We start from the raw sequence: 15,184 nt of genomic DNA on the forward strand, positions 1-15,184 counted from the left end.
TCCAACCTACGGGCTTTGAACCCGTGCGGAGGGTCCGATGCCAGCAGTTCAGGAGACGATCGATCGCGTCGCCGCGATCGACGTCGACAAGTACAAGTACGGTTTCATCACCGACATCGAGTCCGACAAAGCCCCCAAAGGCCTGTCGGAAGAGGTGATCGCGTTCATCTCGGCCAAAAAAGACGAGCCGAAATGGATGCTCGAGTGGCGGCTTGAGGCATATCGCCGGTGGCTGACCATGGAGGAACCGACTTGGGCGTCGGTCCACTATCCGAAGATCGACTTCAACGACCTCTATTATTACGCCGCCCCCAAGACGACCGACGGGCCGAAGTCGCTCGACGAGGTCGACCCGGAGCTTCTCAGGACCTACGAGAAGCTGGGTATCCCGCTGAAAGAGCAGGAGATTCTGGCCGGCGTTCGTAAGCAGGGCGAGCCGTCCGAGCTGGAAGAGGGCGGCGCGGCGAACCCCTATGGCGGCAACGTCGCCGTGGACGCGGTGTTCGATTCGGTCTCGGTGGTGACCACCTTCAAGAAGGAACTCGCCAAGGCGGGCGTGATCTTCTGCTCGATCTCCGAGGCGATCCGCGAGCATCCGGAGCTGATCCAGAAGTACCTCGGCACGGTCGTCCCGCAGTCGGACAACTTCTACGCGACGCTCAACTCGGCCGTCTTCACCGACGGGTCGTTCGTCTACATTCCGCCGGGCGTGCGCTGCCCGATGGAACTGTCGACCTATTTCCGCATCAACGAGCAGAACACCGGCCAGTTCGAGCGCACGCTCATCATCGCCGACAAGGGCTCGTACGTGTCGTACCTGGAGGGCTGCACCGCCCCGCAGCGCGACGAAAACCAGCTTCACGCCGCGGTCGTCGAGCTGGTGGCGCTGGATGATGCCGAGATCAAATACTCGACCGTGCAGAACTGGTTCCCCGGCGATTCCGAGGGCAAGGGCGGCATCTACAACTTCGTCACCAAGCGGGGCGATTGCCGCGGCGCGCGCTCGAAGATCTCGTGGACGCAGGTGGAGACCGGCTCGGCGATCACCTGGAAGTACCCCAGCTGCATCCTGCGTGGTGACGACAGCCGCGGCGAGTTCTACTCGATCGCCATTTCCAACGGCTATCAGCAGATCGATTCCGGCACGAAGATGATCCACCTCGGCAAGAACACGTCGAGCCGGATCATCTCCAAGGGCATCGCCGCCGGCAAATCGCTGAACGCCTATCGCGGCCTCGTTCAGGCGCACCGCAAGGCCAAGGGCGCACGCAACTTCACGCAGTGCGATTCGCTGCTGATCGGCGACAAGTGCGCCGCGATCACGATCCCTTACGTGGAATCGAAGAACGGCTCGGTCCAGTTCGAGCACGAGGCGACCACGTCGAAGATCTCCGACGATCAGCTCTTCTACTGCCGCGCCCGCGGGATCGGCGAGGAGGAGGCGGTGGCGCTCATCGTCAACGGCTTCGTGCGCGACGTGATCCAGCAGCTCCCGATGGAGTTCGCGGTCGAAGCGCAGAAACTCATCGGCGTCAGCCTCGAGGGTTCCGTCGGGTAGTGCGCTCCCTCAACGGGCGCGACGGCGACGTCGCGCAGCTTCGCGAAGAGGTCGAGCGTCTCGAACTCGAAGTGAAGCGCCTCGAACTGTTGAAGGCACGGCGCCGGCTCGAACGTACCGGGCTGCGCGCCACTTCGACCGACAGAATTCTGATGGGCGTGGCGTTCACCGCCGTCGTGATCATGCTCGCCATCATCGCCAATTGAGAAGACAACACATGCTCGCAATCGAGAATCTGCACGCCAAGGTCGACGACGAGGAAGGCCGCGAGATCCTGAAGGGTCTCGACCTCGAGATCTGGCCGGGCGAGGTGCACGCCATCATGGGCCCGAACGGGGCCGGCAAGTCGACGCTGGGCCACATCATCGCCGGCAAGGACGGCTACGAGGTGACCGACGGCACCATCACCTACAAGGAGGAGAACCTCCTGGAGATGGAGCCCGAGGAGCGCGCCGCGGCCGGCATCTTCCTCGCCTTCCAGTACCCGGTGGAAGTGCCCGGCGTGGCGACGATGACCTTCCTCAAGACCGCCATGAACGCCCAGCGCGATGCGCGCGGCGAGAAGGCCCTCTCGACCCCGGAGTTCATGAAGGCGGTCAAGGGAGCGGCCGAGAAGCTCGGCATCGCCCAGGACATGCTGCGCCGGCCGATCAATGTCGGCTTCTCCGGCGGTGAGAAGAAGCGCAACGAGATCATGCAGATGGCCCTCCTGGAGCCGAAGTTCTGCGTCCTCGACGAGACCGATTCCGGCCTCGACATCGATGCGCTGCGGATCGTCTCGGAAGGCGTCAACGCGCTGCGGGCGCCGGATCGCTCCTTCCTCGTCATCACCCACTATCAGCGGCTGCTCGACTATATCGAGCCGGATCATGTGCATGTTCTGGCGGGTGGGCGCATCGTGCGCTCCGGTGGTCCGGAGCTGGCCAAGGAACTCGAGGCGAAGGGTTACGCCGAGTTCCTCGAAGTCGCGTAAGGGGGTGTCATGAACGCCAATCCGACCGAGGCCGAAGCGGCGCTTTCGGCTCTCTTCGAAACCAAGCGCGACGCCCCGCTGGCCGATGCGCGCACCGCCGCGTTCGAGCGGTTCGCCGCAGGCGGCCTGCCGCACCGCCGTGTCGAAGCCTACAAATATACCGACCTGCGCGCCCGGCTGCGCAACCTGCCGCCGGTGCCGGCCGCGGCCGACCCCGTCGCCGTCCAGGCGGTGCTGGACGGCTATCCGGCGCTGGTCGAGGGCGCGTCGCGCATCGTCATCGCCAACGGTCGCTTCGTGGAGGCGCTGTCCACGACCCCGGCCAACGTCACCGTGCGCTCCATCCTCGACCCGCAGGCGGACCTGTCCGGCGTCGGCACGCTGGTCGCCGACAGCGACGACCCGCTGACGCTCGCCAACGTCGGCCTGTTCGAGGGCGGCGTGGTGGTGTCCGTCGACGGTGAGGCGGGCGGGCCGATCGAGCTCGTCCACGTCGCGACCGGCGACAACCTCGTCATGAGCCGCGTCGCGATGACCGTCGCGACGGAGGGCCGCGTGTCGGTGGTGGAGCGGATGCTGGGCCAGGCCGGCACGGTCGAGAACGCGCTCACCGAGGTGACGCTCGGCGAGGGCGCCCACGTCGACTGGATCCGCCTGGTCGAGGGCCGGTCGGAAGAGGCGGTGGAGCTGTCCTCCTATCATGTCGAGGTGCCCGAGCGCGCCCAGCTCGACCACCTGACCGTGACGACCGGCAAGGGCCTCGCCCGCAACCAGATCTTCGGCCACGTCGTCGGCCATGACGCGGAGGCCAACTTCCGCGCCGCGACCGTCGCCATCGGCAAGCGCCATGCGGACAACACGCTGGTGGTGCGCCACGATGCGGTCGGCTCCCGCTCTTCGGAGATCTTCAAGTCGGCGGTCGGCGACGGTGGCACGGCGATCGTGCAGGGCCGCATCATCGTCGACCCGGACGCGCAGAAGACCGATTCGAAGATGATGTCCAACGCGCTCTTCCTCGACGATACCGGCGAGGTGGTGAACAAGCCGGAGCTGGAGATCTTCGCCGACGACGTCGTCTGCGGTCACGGCGCCACGTCCGGCGACATCGACGACGAACCCATCTTCTACCTGCGCGCCCGCGGCATTCCGGAAGCGACGGCCCGACGGCTCCTCACCGAGGCGTTCATCATCGAGGCGTTCGACCTCGTCGCGGACGAAGCGCTGCGGGAGAAGCTGGAGGCCCGCATCCGCGAATCGCTCTCCGCGGTCGGAGGCAAGGCGTGGACGTCGTGAGCGCGCCCGCCACCCTGGACGTCGCGCGGATCCGGGAGGACTTCCCGATCCTGAAGGAGACGATCCACGGCAAGCCGCTGGTCTACCTCGACAGCGCCGCCTCGGCCCAGAAGCCGACGCCGGTGCTGGAGCGGCTGATAGAGGCCTACACGCGCGACTACGCCAACGTACACCGCGGCCTGCACACGCTCGCCAACCGCTCGACCGAGGCCTACGAGGGGGCGCGCGAGACCGTGCGCCGCTTCCTCAACGCACCGTCGACGGAGGAGGTGATCTTCACCCGCTCCTCCACCGAGGCGATCAACCTCGTGGCACAGACCTTCGGGCGCACGCGGATCGGCGAGGGCGACGAGATCGTCGTCACCGTCATGGAGCATCACTCCAACATCGTGCCCTGGCACTTCCTGCGCGAGCGGCAGGGCGCCGTCATCAAGTGGATCGGCCTCACCGAGGACGGCTCGCTCGACATGGAAGCCTACGAGGCGGCGCTGACCGAGCGAACCAAGATGGTCGCCATGGTGCACATGTCGAACGTCCTGGGCACGGTGAACCCGGTTGCCGAGATCTGCCGCATCGCCCGCGAACGGGGCATCCCGACCCTGATCGACGGGTCGCAGAGCGCGGTCCACGGCCCCGTCGACGTGCAGGCGATCGGCTGTGACTTCTTCGCCTTCACCGGCCACAAGCTCTACGGCCCCACCGGGATCGGCGTCCTCTACGGCCGCCGCGAACTCCTGGAGGCGATGCCGCCCTTCCTGGGCGGCGGCGAGATGATCGAGTCCGTCTCGCGCGACACGGTCGTCTATGCGGGTCTGCCCAACCGCTTCGAGGCGGGCACGCCGCCGATCGCGCAGGCCATCGGCCTGGGCGCCGCGGTCGAGTATGTCGAGGCGATCGGCTGGGACGCGATCACCGCCCACGAGGCCGACCTCACCGCCTACGCCCGCGAGCGGCTGCGCGGCGTCAACGCGCTCTCGCTCTACGGCGACGCTCCGAACCGCGGCGGCGTATTCGCGTTCAATCTCCAGGGGGCCCATCCCCACGACGTGTCGACCATCCTGGACCGCGAAGGTGTTGCGGTGCGGGCCGGACAGCATTGCACCGAGCCTTTGATGGACGCGCTCGGGATCAATGCCACCTGCCGGGCGTCTTTTGGCCTCTACAACACGCGAGCCGAAGTGGATCGACTTGCCGAGGCCATCGAGAAAGCCCATAGATTCTTCGTGTAAGGAGGTGACGATGGACAGCACCAAGGCCGGGTTCGCCGACAACACGACGCCGGAGCGCGCCACGGACGCCCCGTCCGAGCACCGCCCGCTGTCCGAGGATCGTCTGGCGCGCGATGCCGAGGCGGTCGGCGGCGGGCTCCCCGAGACCGAGGTCTTGGAGCCCGGCACCTCGGCGATCCCCGAGGAAGAGCTGGACCGGATCACGCAGGACATCATCGCCGCGCTCAAGACGGTGTACGACCCGGAAATCCCGGTCGATATCTACGAGCTCGGCCTCATCTACCGCGTCGACATCGAGGACGACCGCTCCATCCGCGTCGACATGACGCTGACGGCGCCCGGCTGCCCCGTCGCCGGCGAGATGCCGGGGTGGGTCGAGAACGCCATCGGCACGGTGGAGGGCGTCGGCGCGGTGCTGGTGAACATGGTGTTCGACCCGCCGTGGGACCCGTCGCGGATGTCGGACGAGGCCCGCGTCGCTCTCGATATGTTCTAATGTCGGGCGCCCCCGGTGGCGTCCACCGGGCGAAATGCCTACATTCCAATTCGACCCGTCAGGTTGAGGAGCCAGTATGTCCCGCCCGGCCATCATGACCATGTCCGACAATGCCGCCGACCGCGTGCGCGAAATCGTGGGACGCGCCGATCCGCCGATCGCGGGCCTACGCGTCGGGATCAAGAAAGGCGGTTGCGCGGGCATGGAGTACACCATGGACGCGGTCACCGACCCGGACCCCAAGGACGAGATCGTCGAGGCGTCCGGCGCCCGCGTCTTCGTCGACAAGGCGGCCGTGCTCTTCCTGCTCGGCTGCCGGATGGACTACGAGGTGACGAAGTTCCGCTCCGGCTTCACCTTCCAGAACCCCAACCAGGTTTCCGCCTGCGGTTGCGGCGAATCGGTCGAGCTGAAGGCTGCGGCCGAATAAGCGCACCACGCCGGGCTTCCCCGCACGGCAAAGCATCGACGCGAAAGGCCGGTCCCACCAGGACCGGCCTTTTCTCGTCGCGGCTCCCGCAGCGCGCGTCGCGGCGGGACCGCGCGCGCCGCCGGGGTCAATAGGCTTGCTTGGAGCGGAACCGGGCCTCGGGCGAGATCTCGCTCAGGACCTTGGATTCGTGCGCCTGCTCGGCGAGGCCGAGGCAGTGTTCGGCGATGCAGATGGCGCTCGTCGGGTCGTCGTCGCGGTGGAGGGCGGAGATGCCGCATGCCAGGATCAGCGCGGTCGCGGGCGCCTTCTCGTTCTGCTGGTCGACGGTGGACTTCACCGCCTCGGCGATCCGAGTGGTCTGGTGCAGGGCGCGGTCGGGGAAGACGACGGCGATCGCGAAGGGGGCGACGGCATAGACCGTTCCGAGACCCCCGAGCGCCTCGACCAGCGCCTGGCGGGTGCGGCGCATGACGCCCAGCGCCTCGGCCGACCGGGGCGCGAGCTCCGGCAGGCGCAGCGACAGGACGGCGATCGTATGCGGGGCGCGCTTCGCCGGAGCGCCCATCCAGATCCGCCGCGTGTCGCGCAGGAGCATCGGCCGTTCCGACTGGAACGGCGCCGCCTCGGCGGTGGCGGCGCGGTCGGACGCGGGCGGCCCGCCGGAATGACCATCGAGGCGCGGGCGGAGCGCCGTGCCGTCGAGCCTGGGCGTGTCGCCGTTACCGCCGCCGGTGCGGGCCGGCGGGTGGCCCGGCTCCTCGATGAGGGTCGGGCCGGAGACCATCAGCTCGCGCGAGACGTAGGCGGGGTGAGCGGTGGGGCCGGCGGCACCGTGGGCGATCGCCGAACCGGTCGCCGGTGTGGCGACAGCGACGGCGCGGTAGGCACTTTCGGCAGGTCGCTCGGCCACCATCGTGTCCCCGTCCGCCCCCGCTTCTACCCCTGCGCCGGCGAGGACCAGTTCACGCGACGGGGTGCCGGCATCGAGGCGGATGTGGGACAGATCGGGCAGGGCGATGGCGGCGAGGCTGGGCGCAGGCGCCGTGACCGCGTTCTCCATCTCCGCCTCGGCGGCGGCTTTCGGCGCCGCGGGCGCCCGGAAGGGCGCGGGCGAGGCTGTGAAGAGCACACGGCTGAACGCTGCGTCGACCTCGTCCGCCGCATCGTCGTCGTCGCCGTCGGCGAGCGCCGGCGCAGGCTGCGGCGCGGCCTTCGCGACGGCGGGCGACGGCGTCTCGGGCGCGGGTAGGGCGGCGCGGAACGGCGCTTCGGCCGCACAGGCACGCGCGCTGGGCGGCGCGCCGTCGGCGCACGGCGTCGCATCGGCTGCGGCCGGCGGATCGGCCTGCGGGTCCGCCGCGCCGAGCGCCTCGTCCTGCGGATCCGGCGCCGCTGCGCTGGAGTCCGGCTCGGCCGTGATCAGCTCGTCGGCGAGGGCGCGGGCGAGTTCTGCTTCGTAGGATGGGAGAGAGTGCGCCCCGCTGCGCGCGCTGGTGTGGCGGTCGGACGCGCTGTCCTGGAAATCATGCACCACGGCTCTGCCTCATGTTTTCTGGGACCGCGCGTGTCGTGCGGTCGCCACCAAACATTGCGGAGTGTGGTTAATGAACTCCTAATATCCACAGGCCCGACGTTAAGAAATCGGCAATATCTCGGGCTGGACATGCACCCGGTGGGGCGAGAGGCGGCCCCGGTCGGCGCCGCGACCGCCGTTCGACGGTCGCTGGTACAAGGCGGCTGTCAGCCGACCTGCTCGGTGGTGGACTTGCGGGCCGGCGTGACCTTGCGCGGCGTCAACGGCCGCAAGAGGAACGCCGGAACGTAGGGAGTGTCACGGAAGACGACGCGGTTCTCCTCCGGCTCGCGACCTTCGCCGCGACGTCCCTTGGAGCGGCGCGACCCGCGCTCGGACCGTGTCGCCTCGCCGTCGCTCCTGGCGGGCGCTTCGGCCCGGGGAGCAGGGGCGGGAGCGGAAGCAGGGGCGGAAGCCGGGGCCGCGGTCGTCTCCGGCGCGGGAGCGGCGGCGGCCTGCTCGGCGCGTCTCTCGCCACGACGGCGACCGCGGGACGGGCGCGGCGTCTCGTCCGCGGCGGCAGCGGCCGGAGCAGGAGTCGGGGCCGCCTTGGCGGGCGCGTCGTCCTCGAACCAGTCCACGCTGCGCTTCAACATCGACTCGATCGCGGCGACGAGCTTCTTGTCCTCGGGCGTCGAGATCGTGAAGGCCGAGCCGGAGCGACCCGCCCGGCCAGTGCGGCCGATACGGTGGACATAGTCCTCCGCATTATGCGGAACGTCGTAGTTGAAGACGTGGCTGACCTTCGGGATGTCGAGCCCGCGGGCGGCGACGTCCGATGCGACGAGAAGGGTGATCTTCTCCTGCTTGAAGGCCTCCAGCGTCAGCATGCGGGTGCGCTGATCCATGTCGCCATGCAGCGCGCCGACGGAGAAGCCGTGCCGCTCCAGCGAGCGGAACAACGTGCCGATGTCCCGCTTGCGGTTGCAGAAGATGATGCCGTTGGCCAGCTCCTTCTCGCCGCGGATGAGGCGACGGAGCGTGTCGCGCTTGTCCTTCGGGGTCGACCCGGAGCGTACGAAACGCTGCGTCACGGTCTCCGCGGCCGAGGACGTCGGCGACACCTCCACGCGGATCGGATCATTGAGGAAGCGGTCGACCAGGTTGGCGATCTCCTTCGGCATGGTGGCCGAGAAGAACAGCGTCTGGCGCTTGGCCGGCAGGATCTTGCAGACGCGCTCGATATCCGGGATGAAGCCCATGTCGAGCATGCGGTCCGCCTCGTCGACGACGAGGATCTCGACCTGCTGCAACAGGAGCTTGCCACGCTCCAGATGATCGAGCAGGCGGCCGGGGGTGGCGATCACGACGTCGGCGCCACGGTCGATCTTGCGGTTCTGCTCTTCGAAAGAGACACCACCGATGAGGAGGGCGACGGTGAGCTTGTGGTTGACGCCGTATTTCTCGAAGCTCTCCACCACCTGGGCGGCAAGCTCGCGGGTTGGTTCCAGGATGAGCGTGCGGGGCATCCGCGCGCGGGCCCGGCCCTTTTCAAGGAGCGACAACATCGGAAGGACGAACGAGGCGGTCTTGCCCGTTCCGGTCTGGGCCAGGCCCAGGACGTCCCTCTTCTCCAGCGCATGCGGAATCGCCGCCGCCTGGATGGGCGTCGGTTTGGTGTACCCGGCAGCCTCGACGGCGGAAAGCACCTTCGGGCTGAGACCGAGTTCGTTGAACATCGGATCAGAAATGGTTCAATTGTCTCATGGTTCGAGCGTCACGCCTGCGCAAAGCAGGACAAGACGCCAATGTCAATCGGCGGAAGCCGTGCTCATGGTAGGTAAACAATAAAGATGGCATGTCAATACGCAGGCCCTTGCGCTCCGAGACGAGTTCGGCGCGCATGGCAGAAATGCATCAAAACAAAAATGCAGGCTTATACGCGATGAACTTCGAAGACCGGGAACTCTACCGGACCGGACGCTCGACCAACTTCGGACACGCGGCGGTTGCGACCTCCGAACCGCTGGCCGTCCAGGCGGGCCTCGCCGTGCTGCGCCGCGGCGGCAACGCGGTCGACGCCGCCATCGCGACGGCCGCGGTCCTCACCGTCACCGAGCCGGTATCCAACGGCCTCGGCTCCGACGCCTTCGCCCTGGTGTGGGACGGGTCCGAGCTGCACGGCCTCAACGCCAGCGGCCGCGCCCCCGCCGCCTGGACGCCGCAGCACTTCGCGGGGGCCGCCAGCGTCCCCATCAACGGCTGGAACGCGGCCACCGTGCCGGGCGCCGTCTCGGCCTGGCGGGCGCTGTCGGACAAGTTCGGCGCGCTCTCGTTCGGCGATCTGCTGGTGGACGCCATCCGCATCGCCCGCGAGGGCTACGGCGTCGGGCCGATCACCGCCATCTCGTGGGCGAATCAGGTCGAGCGCTTCCGTGACAGCGCGTCCTGGCGCGAGACCTTCATGCCCGGCGGTGCGGCGCCCCGTGCCGGCGACCTCTTCAAGATGCCCGGCGCGGCCGACGCGCTGGAGCTGATCGCCGTCACCGGCGGCGACGCCTTCTATACCGGCGCCATCGCCGAGGAGATCGCCCGCCAGTCCAAGGCCGAGGGCGGGGCGATGACCATGGACGACCTCGCCGCCCACACGGCCGACTGGGTCGATCCCATCAAGATGGACGCCTTCGGGGTCACCACGCAGGAGATCCCGCCGAACGGGCAGGGGATCACCGCACTCATCGCGCTCGGCCTGCTCGACCGGCTGGACCTCGGCGACGACCCGGACAGCGCACGCGCTCTGCATCTGGAGATCGAGGCGGTGAAGCTGGCGATGGCCGACACCGCCCTCCACGTCGCCGATCTTGAGCACATGAAGATCAGCGCCGCCGACCTCCTCGATCCCGCCTACCTCGACGAGCGGGTGAAGCTGATCGACCCGTACAAGGCGCAGGAGCCCGGCCCGGGCATCCACCTTCCCGGCGGCACCATCTTGCTGACGACGGCGGACCGGGACGGGATGATGGTCTCCTTCATCCAGTCCAACTACATGGGCTTCGGCTCGGGCTGCGTGGTCGGCAAGTTCGGCGTCTCGATGCAGAACCGCGGCGCGGGCTTCTCGCTGGATCCGGCGAGCCCCAACGTCGTCGCGCCCGGCAAGCGGCCGTTCCACACCATCATCCCCGGCTTCGTGACGAAGGGCGCCGGACCCTTGATGGCGTTCGGCATGATGGGCGGGCCGATCCAGGCGCAGGGGCACGCGCAGCTCGTCACGCGCATGGTGCGGTTCGGCCAGCCGGTGCAGGCGGCGATCGACGCACCGCGCTTCCGCATCCTCTCCGGCCGCTCGATCGCCATCGAGCGCCACATCGGCGAGGCGACGATGGAGACGCTGGCCGCGATGGGCCACGTCATCCAGAACGACGCGCCGGGCGTGGCGTTCGGGTTCGGCGGGGCACAGGCGATCATGCGCCACGGCGACCTCTACGCCGCCGGCTCCGACACCCGCAAGGACGGTTACGCCGGCGTCCTGTGACGCCTTGCGAGGCGAGGGCGGTCCCCCGCGCCTCGCCCCATCGCCTCGCCCCGTCGCCGGGCGGCGCCGGCGGCGTCGTCACGCCGGTGTGTGCAAGAGTGTTGGCCCGGCCGATGTTCGCGGCCGGCGCCGCGCGCTACCCCTCTTCCCATCGCGAATTGAGGGATACGACATGCGGTTCGTTCTCGGCGCCGTCCTGGCGCTCGGCCTCGCCGGCATGGTTCAGGCACAGGACACTCGAAGCGCCACACCCGAAACGATGACGCTCGCCTTCATCGAAGCCTACAAGGCGCGCGACCTCGCCGCGATTTTGCCGCTGATGAACGACAACAACCGCGCGTATCTGACGAAGGTCGCCGCACGGGGCGAGGACCATCCGACGTATCGCGACATCTTCACAGGCTGGCGGGCGGAGGCGGTGGACGCCGCGACCGGCCCCACCGGCGACACGCGCTACCGGCCCGGCGGCGAGGCGATGGTGCCGATCGGCGCGGCGGGGGACGAGGTCTTCGTCGTCGCCTTCACGCGGGCCGGCGACGTGTGGGGCATCGAGGATGTCCTCGGCCCCGACGCACAGGACTTCGAGGCGCTCCCAACGCGGCCATGATCGGGGGCCGGTCGGCTGGGCGTCAGGCGCCCGGCGGGACGTTACGGTGAATCAGCCGGTCCAGTAGCGGGCGGCGCGGCGGATGCGCCGGCTCGCCGCTGGCGACGGCGGCGACGATGCTGGTGAAGAGCGGCAGCCCGTCGGTCGGCCCGAGCAGTGCCTCCACCGCGTTTTCCGGATGCGGCATCATGCCGAGCACATTGCCCTGCTCGTTGAGGATCCCGGCGATGTCCTCGGCGGAGCCGTTCGGATTGTCGACATAGCGCAGCACGACGCGGCCCTCGCCCTCCAGCCGCTCGATCGTCTCCTCGTCGGCCCGGTAGTTGCCGTCATGGTGGGCCGTGGGGAAGGTCACCGTCGCGCCGCGCTCGTAGTCGCCGGTGAAGGCGCAAGTCTGCTCGACCTTCAGCCGTACCGGCCTGCACACGAAGGTGAGGCCCGCATTGCGCATCAGCGCCCCCGGAAGGAGGCGCGCCTCGGTCAGCACCTGGAAGCCGTTGCACACACCCAGCACATAGCCGCCACGCTCGGCATGGGCGGCGACGGCGCGCATCACCGGCGAGCGGGCCGCGATCGCCCCGGCACGCAGATAGTCGCCATGCGCGAAGCCGCCGGGGACCATCACGAGGTCGACCGGGGGCAGCTCGCTGTCGCCGTGCCACACCATCACCGGGGTCTCGCCGCCGGCAAGGCGGATGGCACGGGCGGCGTCCGCCTCGCGGTTGGACCCCGGAAAGACGACGATCGCCGACTTCATGACAGGATCGCGATGTCGTAACGCTCGACCACCGTGTTGGCGAGCAGAGCTTCGCACATGCGGCCGACCTCCTCGCGCGCGGCGGTCGCGTCGGTCGCGGCGAGGTCGAGGTCGATCACCTTGCCTTGGCGGGCGGAGTGGACGCCCGAGAAGCCGAGGCCGGAGAGCGCGCCCTCGATGGCCTTGCCCTGCGGGTCGAGCACGCCGGGCTTCAGGGTGATGGTGACGCGAGCTTTCATGGGTGTTCGTGTCCGGGCGCGTGGGCGTTATGCGCCACACCTACGTCGCCCGCGCCGCGCTTTCAATCGCGGGGCTGGGAAAACCGGGAGCGATCCGCAACTGGGCGCCGCCGCCGACATGAGCCGGCCCGCTCAGGTGGAGACCGGGCTGCGGGCGTCGGCGATGAGTTTGCCGCCGATCGCCACGAAGGCCACGCCGGCGATCCGCTCGATCCGGTGGCGCGCGCCGGCGAAGCGCTGGATCACCGGCGGCGAGGCCATGAAGAGGCTCACCAGCGTGTACCAGACGAGCGTCGTCACGCCGACCAGCACCACCATCAGCGCCATCGTCGCCGCATGAGTCTGCGGCGTGATCGCCGTGGCAAAGACGGACGCGAAGAGGACGATGGCCTTGGGATTGGTGAGGTTCACCAGGAGCCCTCCGAGGACCGCGCGGCGGGCGCCGATGGGGGCGGGGGCGGGGGCGTCGCCGATGTCGAGCTGGTCAGGTGGCGTGCGGACGAGCCTGACGCCGAGATAGACGAGGTAGGCCCCGCCCAGCACCCGCACGACGATCGTCAGCCACTCGACCTGCGCCAGCAGCGCCGAGAGGCCGAAGATCGACAGGGCCGCGTAGGTGACGAGGCCGATCGTCGTGCCGAGGGCTGTGAAGATCCCCGCCCGCGCGCCGCGCGTCATGGCCACGCGCACCACCGCGACGAAGTCCGGCCCCGGCAGGACGAGGGCCGGGACGAAGACGGCGAAGACGCTGACGAGCGGGACGATTTCGACCATCTTTCACCCGGTGGTGGCGCCGGCAAGGCAGGCGGTCGAGCCCTCGCGGGGGCTCGACGGCCGGCCCGGTCTACTGCACGAGTGTGGGACCCGAGACGGTCGGCCGCTCCTGCTCGGGCATGATGCCGAGACGCTGAGCGACTTCCTGGTAGGCCTCGAGGAGGCCGCCGAGGTCGCGCCGGAAGCGGTCCTTGTCCATCTTCTCGTTGGTCTTGGTGTCCCACAGGCGGCACGAATCGGGGCTGATCTCGTCAGCCACGACGACGCGCATCATGTCGTTCTCCCACAAGCGCCCGCACTCGATCTTGAAGTCGACCAGGCGAATGCCGACGCCGAGGAAGAGGCCGGCGAGGAAGTCGTTCACGCGCACGGCGAGCGCCATGATATCGTCGAGTTCCTGGGGGGTGGCCCAGCCGAAGGCGGTGATGTGCTCCTCGGTCACCAGCGGATCGTCCAGCTCGTCGTTCTTGTAATAGAACTCGATGATCGAGCGGGGCAGCTGCGTGCCTTCCTCCAGCCCGAGCCGCTTGGCGAGCGAGCCGGCGGCGACGTTGCGCACCACCACTTCGAGCGGGATGATCTCGACCTCGCGGATAAGTTGCTCGCGCATGTTGAGCCGACGGATGAAGTGCGTCGGAATCCCCATGTCGTTGAGGTGACCGAAGATATGCTCGGAGATGCGGTTGTTCAGCACCCCCTTGCCGTCGATCACGGAGTGTTTCTTGGCGTTGTAGGCGGTCGCGTCATCCTTGAAGTGCTGGATGAGGGTGCCGGGCTCCGGCCCCTCATAGAGGATTTTGGCTTTACCTTCGTAGATGCGGCGGCGTCGGCTCATGGGGATGTACCGGTGGGGGTTGGGCGGTTTCATCGTGTACGCTGAACGTCAAGTTTATGCGAAAAGGCGTTAACATTCCGAGCGCCCGAAGTGGTCGCATCGCGCACGCCGACACCGCGGATGCGCCGCGACGGTACTCCATCCCGCTCCAAGCCTCAATGGACGTATGGCATCCCGGCGTTGACACTGGCGGTTAACCCGATAGAGCCAAGACCCGCGGCCAAGGAGAGGACAATGACGCAGTTCGAGGAACGGGAACGGGCATACGAGGCGCGCTTCGCGCACGACGAGGAGCTGCGCTTCAAGTCGCTGGCGCGCCGCAACAAGCTGTTGGGCAAGTGGGCGGCCGAGAAGCTGGGCCGAACCGGCGAGGCGGCCGACGCCTATGCCAAGGAGGTGGTCCGCTCCGACTTCGCCGAGCCGGGCGACGAGGACGTCTTCCGCAAGGTGCGGGGCGACTTCAACTCCGCCGGAGTCGAGATGTCGGACGAAGAGATTCGCCTGAAGATGCGTGAGCTTCTGGTCGAGGCGGCCGAGCAGCTCTCGTGACCCGGCCGGCGGCCTGAGCCGCCGGCGCGGGGGCGGGCGCGGGCCCCAAAGGCGCGGGGCGCGGCACGGCGCCCCCGGCTCGGGCCCGGGACTGCGATGCTACTGGGCGTCCGGGGCCGGCGGCGTCTCCGCAGTCCCCTGGATGGAGCCGGTCGACGGCATCGGACCGTCGAGCTGACGGTCGTCTTCGGCGAAGACGTAGAAGTAGGCGCCGATCGCAAGCAGCGCGGCGATGGTCGTGCTGGCGATCAAGACGACGAACGTGCGCCGTCCGAACTCGCCTTGGCGCGCGTCCTGCGCATCGCGATCAATAGCCATTGGTCCACTCACTTTGTCATAAACTCAGGGGCGATGCGCGCCGGCGACTCCGGCGAGATGTTGCGCATCGGTGAATCC

At 68.5% G+C, this 15,184-nt stretch carries 16 protein-coding genes and 1 pseudogene; 10 read left to right on the forward strand and 7 right to left on the reverse strand.

Annotation, left to right across the window (positions count from 1 at the left end):
• Positions 1–37: 37 nt before the first annotated feature.
• From sufB to MRB58_RS22515, 7 genes are all read left to right on the forward strand, one after another.
• A complete protein-coding gene (gene sufB, locus MRB58_RS22485; RefSeq protein WP_244779354.1) occupies positions 38–1,558 on the forward strand; it encodes a Fe-S cluster assembly protein SufB in 1,521 nt (506 codons plus the stop codon).
• On the forward strand, positions 1,558–1,764 hold the full coding sequence (locus MRB58_RS22490; protein ID WP_244779356.1) for a hypothetical protein: 207 nt from the start codon (positions 1,558–1,560) through the stop codon (positions 1,762–1,764). Before sufB ends, MRB58_RS22490 begins: the two co-directional genes overlap by 1 nt.
• Before the next feature lie 11 nt (positions 1,765–1,775).
• Positions 1,776–2,531, forward strand: a complete 756-nt coding sequence (sufC, locus tag MRB58_RS22495) for a Fe-S cluster assembly ATPase SufC (protein WP_244779358.1) — start codon at positions 1,776–1,778, stop codon at positions 2,529–2,531.
• 9 nt (positions 2,532–2,540) lie between these two features.
• Positions 2,541–3,824 (forward strand): SufD family Fe-S cluster assembly protein, encoded by a 1,284-nt coding sequence (locus tag MRB58_RS22500; RefSeq protein WP_244779360.1) that lies wholly within the window; start codon positions 2,541–2,543, stop codon positions 3,822–3,824.
• A complete protein-coding gene (locus MRB58_RS22505; protein WP_305853213.1) occupies positions 3,812–5,053 on the forward strand; it encodes a cysteine desulfurase in 1,242 nt (413 codons plus the stop codon). Before MRB58_RS22500 ends, MRB58_RS22505 begins: the two co-directional genes overlap by 13 nt.
• 10 nt (positions 5,054–5,063) lie before the next feature.
• The gene (locus tag MRB58_RS22510) at positions 5,064–5,549 is read left to right on the forward strand and encodes an SUF system Fe-S cluster assembly protein (protein ID WP_371747213.1); all 486 of its coding nucleotides are present in this window, start codon (positions 5,064–5,066) and stop codon (positions 5,547–5,549) included.
• Positions 5,550–5,625: 76 nt separating this feature from the next.
• A complete protein-coding gene (locus MRB58_RS22515; protein ID WP_244779362.1) occupies positions 5,626–5,979 on the forward strand; it encodes an iron-sulfur cluster assembly accessory protein in 354 nt (117 codons plus the stop codon).
• Positions 5,980–6,106: 127 nt separating this feature from the next.
• Here the strand turns inward: MRB58_RS22515 and MRB58_RS22520 are convergent, their stop codons facing one another.
• The gene (locus MRB58_RS22520) at positions 6,107–7,516 is read right to left on the reverse strand and encodes a hypothetical protein (RefSeq protein WP_244779364.1); all 1,410 of its coding nucleotides are present in this window, start codon (positions 7,514–7,516) and stop codon (positions 6,107–6,109) included.
• A 206-nt stretch (positions 7,517–7,722) separates the two neighbouring features.
• Positions 7,723–9,234 carry a DEAD/DEAH box helicase gene (locus MRB58_RS22525; RefSeq protein ID WP_244779373.1) on the reverse strand — a complete coding sequence of 504 codons (1,512 nt, stop codon included), beginning with the start codon at positions 9,232–9,234 and terminating at the stop codon, positions 7,723–7,725.
• Between the two features lie 206 nt (positions 9,235–9,440).
• On the opposite strand from MRB58_RS22525, the gene MRB58_RS22530 reads away from it, so the two are divergent.
• Both MRB58_RS22530 and MRB58_RS22535 read left to right on the forward strand, forming a co-directional pair.
• The gene (locus MRB58_RS22530) at positions 9,441–11,027 is read left to right on the forward strand and encodes a gamma-glutamyltransferase family protein (protein WP_244779375.1); all 1,587 of its coding nucleotides are present in this window, start codon (positions 9,441–9,443) and stop codon (positions 11,025–11,027) included.
• Between the two features lie 172 nt (positions 11,028–11,199).
• Positions 11,200–11,634, forward strand: coding sequence for a hypothetical protein (locus tag MRB58_RS22535; protein WP_244779376.1), 435 nt, complete (start codon positions 11,200–11,202; stop codon positions 11,632–11,634).
• Positions 11,635–11,734: 100 nt separating this feature from the next.
• Here MRB58_RS22535 and purQ read toward each other — a convergent pair.
• The 4 genes and pseudogenes from purQ to purC form a co-directional block, all read right to left on the reverse strand.
• Positions 11,735–12,391, reverse strand: a pseudogene (gene purQ / locus MRB58_RS22540) (phosphoribosylformylglycinamidine synthase subunit PurQ); the annotation flags it as partial.
• A complete protein-coding gene (purS, locus tag MRB58_RS22545; protein ID WP_244779378.1) occupies positions 12,388–12,630 on the reverse strand; it encodes a phosphoribosylformylglycinamidine synthase subunit PurS in 243 nt (80 codons plus the stop codon). The gene purS and the pseudogene purQ, both read right to left, overlap by 4 nt.
• Positions 12,631–12,762: 132 nt before the next feature.
• Entirely contained in the window at positions 12,763–13,404 is a 642-nt protein-coding gene (locus MRB58_RS22550) for a LysE family translocator (RefSeq protein ID WP_244779379.1), read from the reverse strand.
• 70 nt (positions 13,405–13,474) lie between these two features.
• Complete coding sequence (gene purC, locus MRB58_RS22555; RefSeq protein WP_244779380.1) at positions 13,475–14,239, reverse strand: phosphoribosylaminoimidazolesuccinocarboxamide synthase; 765 nt, start codon at positions 14,237–14,239, stop codon at positions 13,475–13,477.
• A 234-nt stretch (positions 14,240–14,473) separates the two neighbouring features.
• Here purC and MRB58_RS22560 point away from each other — a divergent pair, with 234 nt between their 5' ends.
• A complete protein-coding gene (locus MRB58_RS22560; RefSeq protein ID WP_244779381.1) occupies positions 14,474–14,788 on the forward strand; it encodes a DUF1476 domain-containing protein in 315 nt (104 codons plus the stop codon).
• A 99-nt stretch (positions 14,789–14,887) separates the two neighbouring features.
• Here MRB58_RS22560 and MRB58_RS22565 read toward each other — a convergent pair whose 3' ends face one another.
• Positions 14,888–15,106, reverse strand: a complete 219-nt coding sequence (locus tag MRB58_RS22565; RefSeq protein ID WP_244779382.1) for a hypothetical protein — start codon at positions 15,104–15,106, stop codon at positions 14,888–14,890.
• Positions 15,107–15,184 lie beyond the last annotated feature (78 nt).

This window comes from Acuticoccus sp. I52.16.1, assembly GCF_022865125.1.
In the GTDB taxonomy this organism is placed as follows: domain Bacteria; phylum Pseudomonadota; class Alphaproteobacteria; order Rhizobiales; family Amorphaceae; genus Acuticoccus.

Excerpts from the sequence above, each read along its gene's own strand:
- MRB58_RS22560 (WP_244779381.1), top strand. The coding sequence starts at position 14,474 with ATGACGCAGTTCGAGGAACGGGAACGGGCATACGAGGCGCGCTTCGCG.
- sufC (WP_244779358.1), top strand. The coding sequence starts at position 1,776 with ATGCTCGCAATCGAGAATCTGCACGCCAAGGTCGACGACGAGGAAGGC.
- MRB58_RS22535 (WP_244779376.1), top strand. The coding sequence starts at position 11,200 with ATGCGGTTCGTTCTCGGCGCCGTCCTGGCGCTCGGCCTCGCCGGCATG.
- purC (WP_244779380.1), bottom strand. The coding sequence starts at position 14,239 with ATGAGCCGACGCCGCCGCATCTACGAAGGTAAAGCCAAAATCCTCTAT.
- sufB (WP_244779354.1), top strand. The coding sequence starts at position 38 with ATGCCAGCAGTTCAGGAGACGATCGATCGCGTCGCCGCGATCGACGTC.
- MRB58_RS22510 (WP_371747213.1), top strand. The coding sequence starts at position 5,064 with ATGGACAGCACCAAGGCCGGGTTCGCCGACAACACGACGCCGGAGCGC.
- MRB58_RS22515 (WP_244779362.1), top strand. The coding sequence starts at position 5,626 with ATGTCCCGCCCGGCCATCATGACCATGTCCGACAATGCCGCCGACCGC.
- MRB58_RS22565 (WP_244779382.1), bottom strand. The coding sequence starts at position 15,106 with ATGGCTATTGATCGCGATGCGCAGGACGCGCGCCAAGGCGAGTTCGGA.
- purS (WP_244779378.1), bottom strand. The coding sequence starts at position 12,630 with ATGAAAGCTCGCGTCACCATCACCCTGAAGCCCGGCGTGCTCGACCCG.
- MRB58_RS22500 (WP_244779360.1), top strand. The coding sequence starts at position 2,541 with ATGAACGCCAATCCGACCGAGGCCGAAGCGGCGCTTTCGGCTCTCTTC.
- MRB58_RS22550 (WP_244779379.1), bottom strand. The coding sequence starts at position 13,404 with ATGGTCGAAATCGTCCCGCTCGTCAGCGTCTTCGCCGTCTTCGTCCCG.
- MRB58_RS22525 (WP_244779373.1), bottom strand. The coding sequence starts at position 9,234 with ATGTTCAACGAACTCGGTCTCAGCCCGAAGGTGCTTTCCGCCGTCGAG.
- MRB58_RS22530 (WP_244779375.1), top strand. The coding sequence starts at position 9,441 with ATGAACTTCGAAGACCGGGAACTCTACCGGACCGGACGCTCGACCAAC.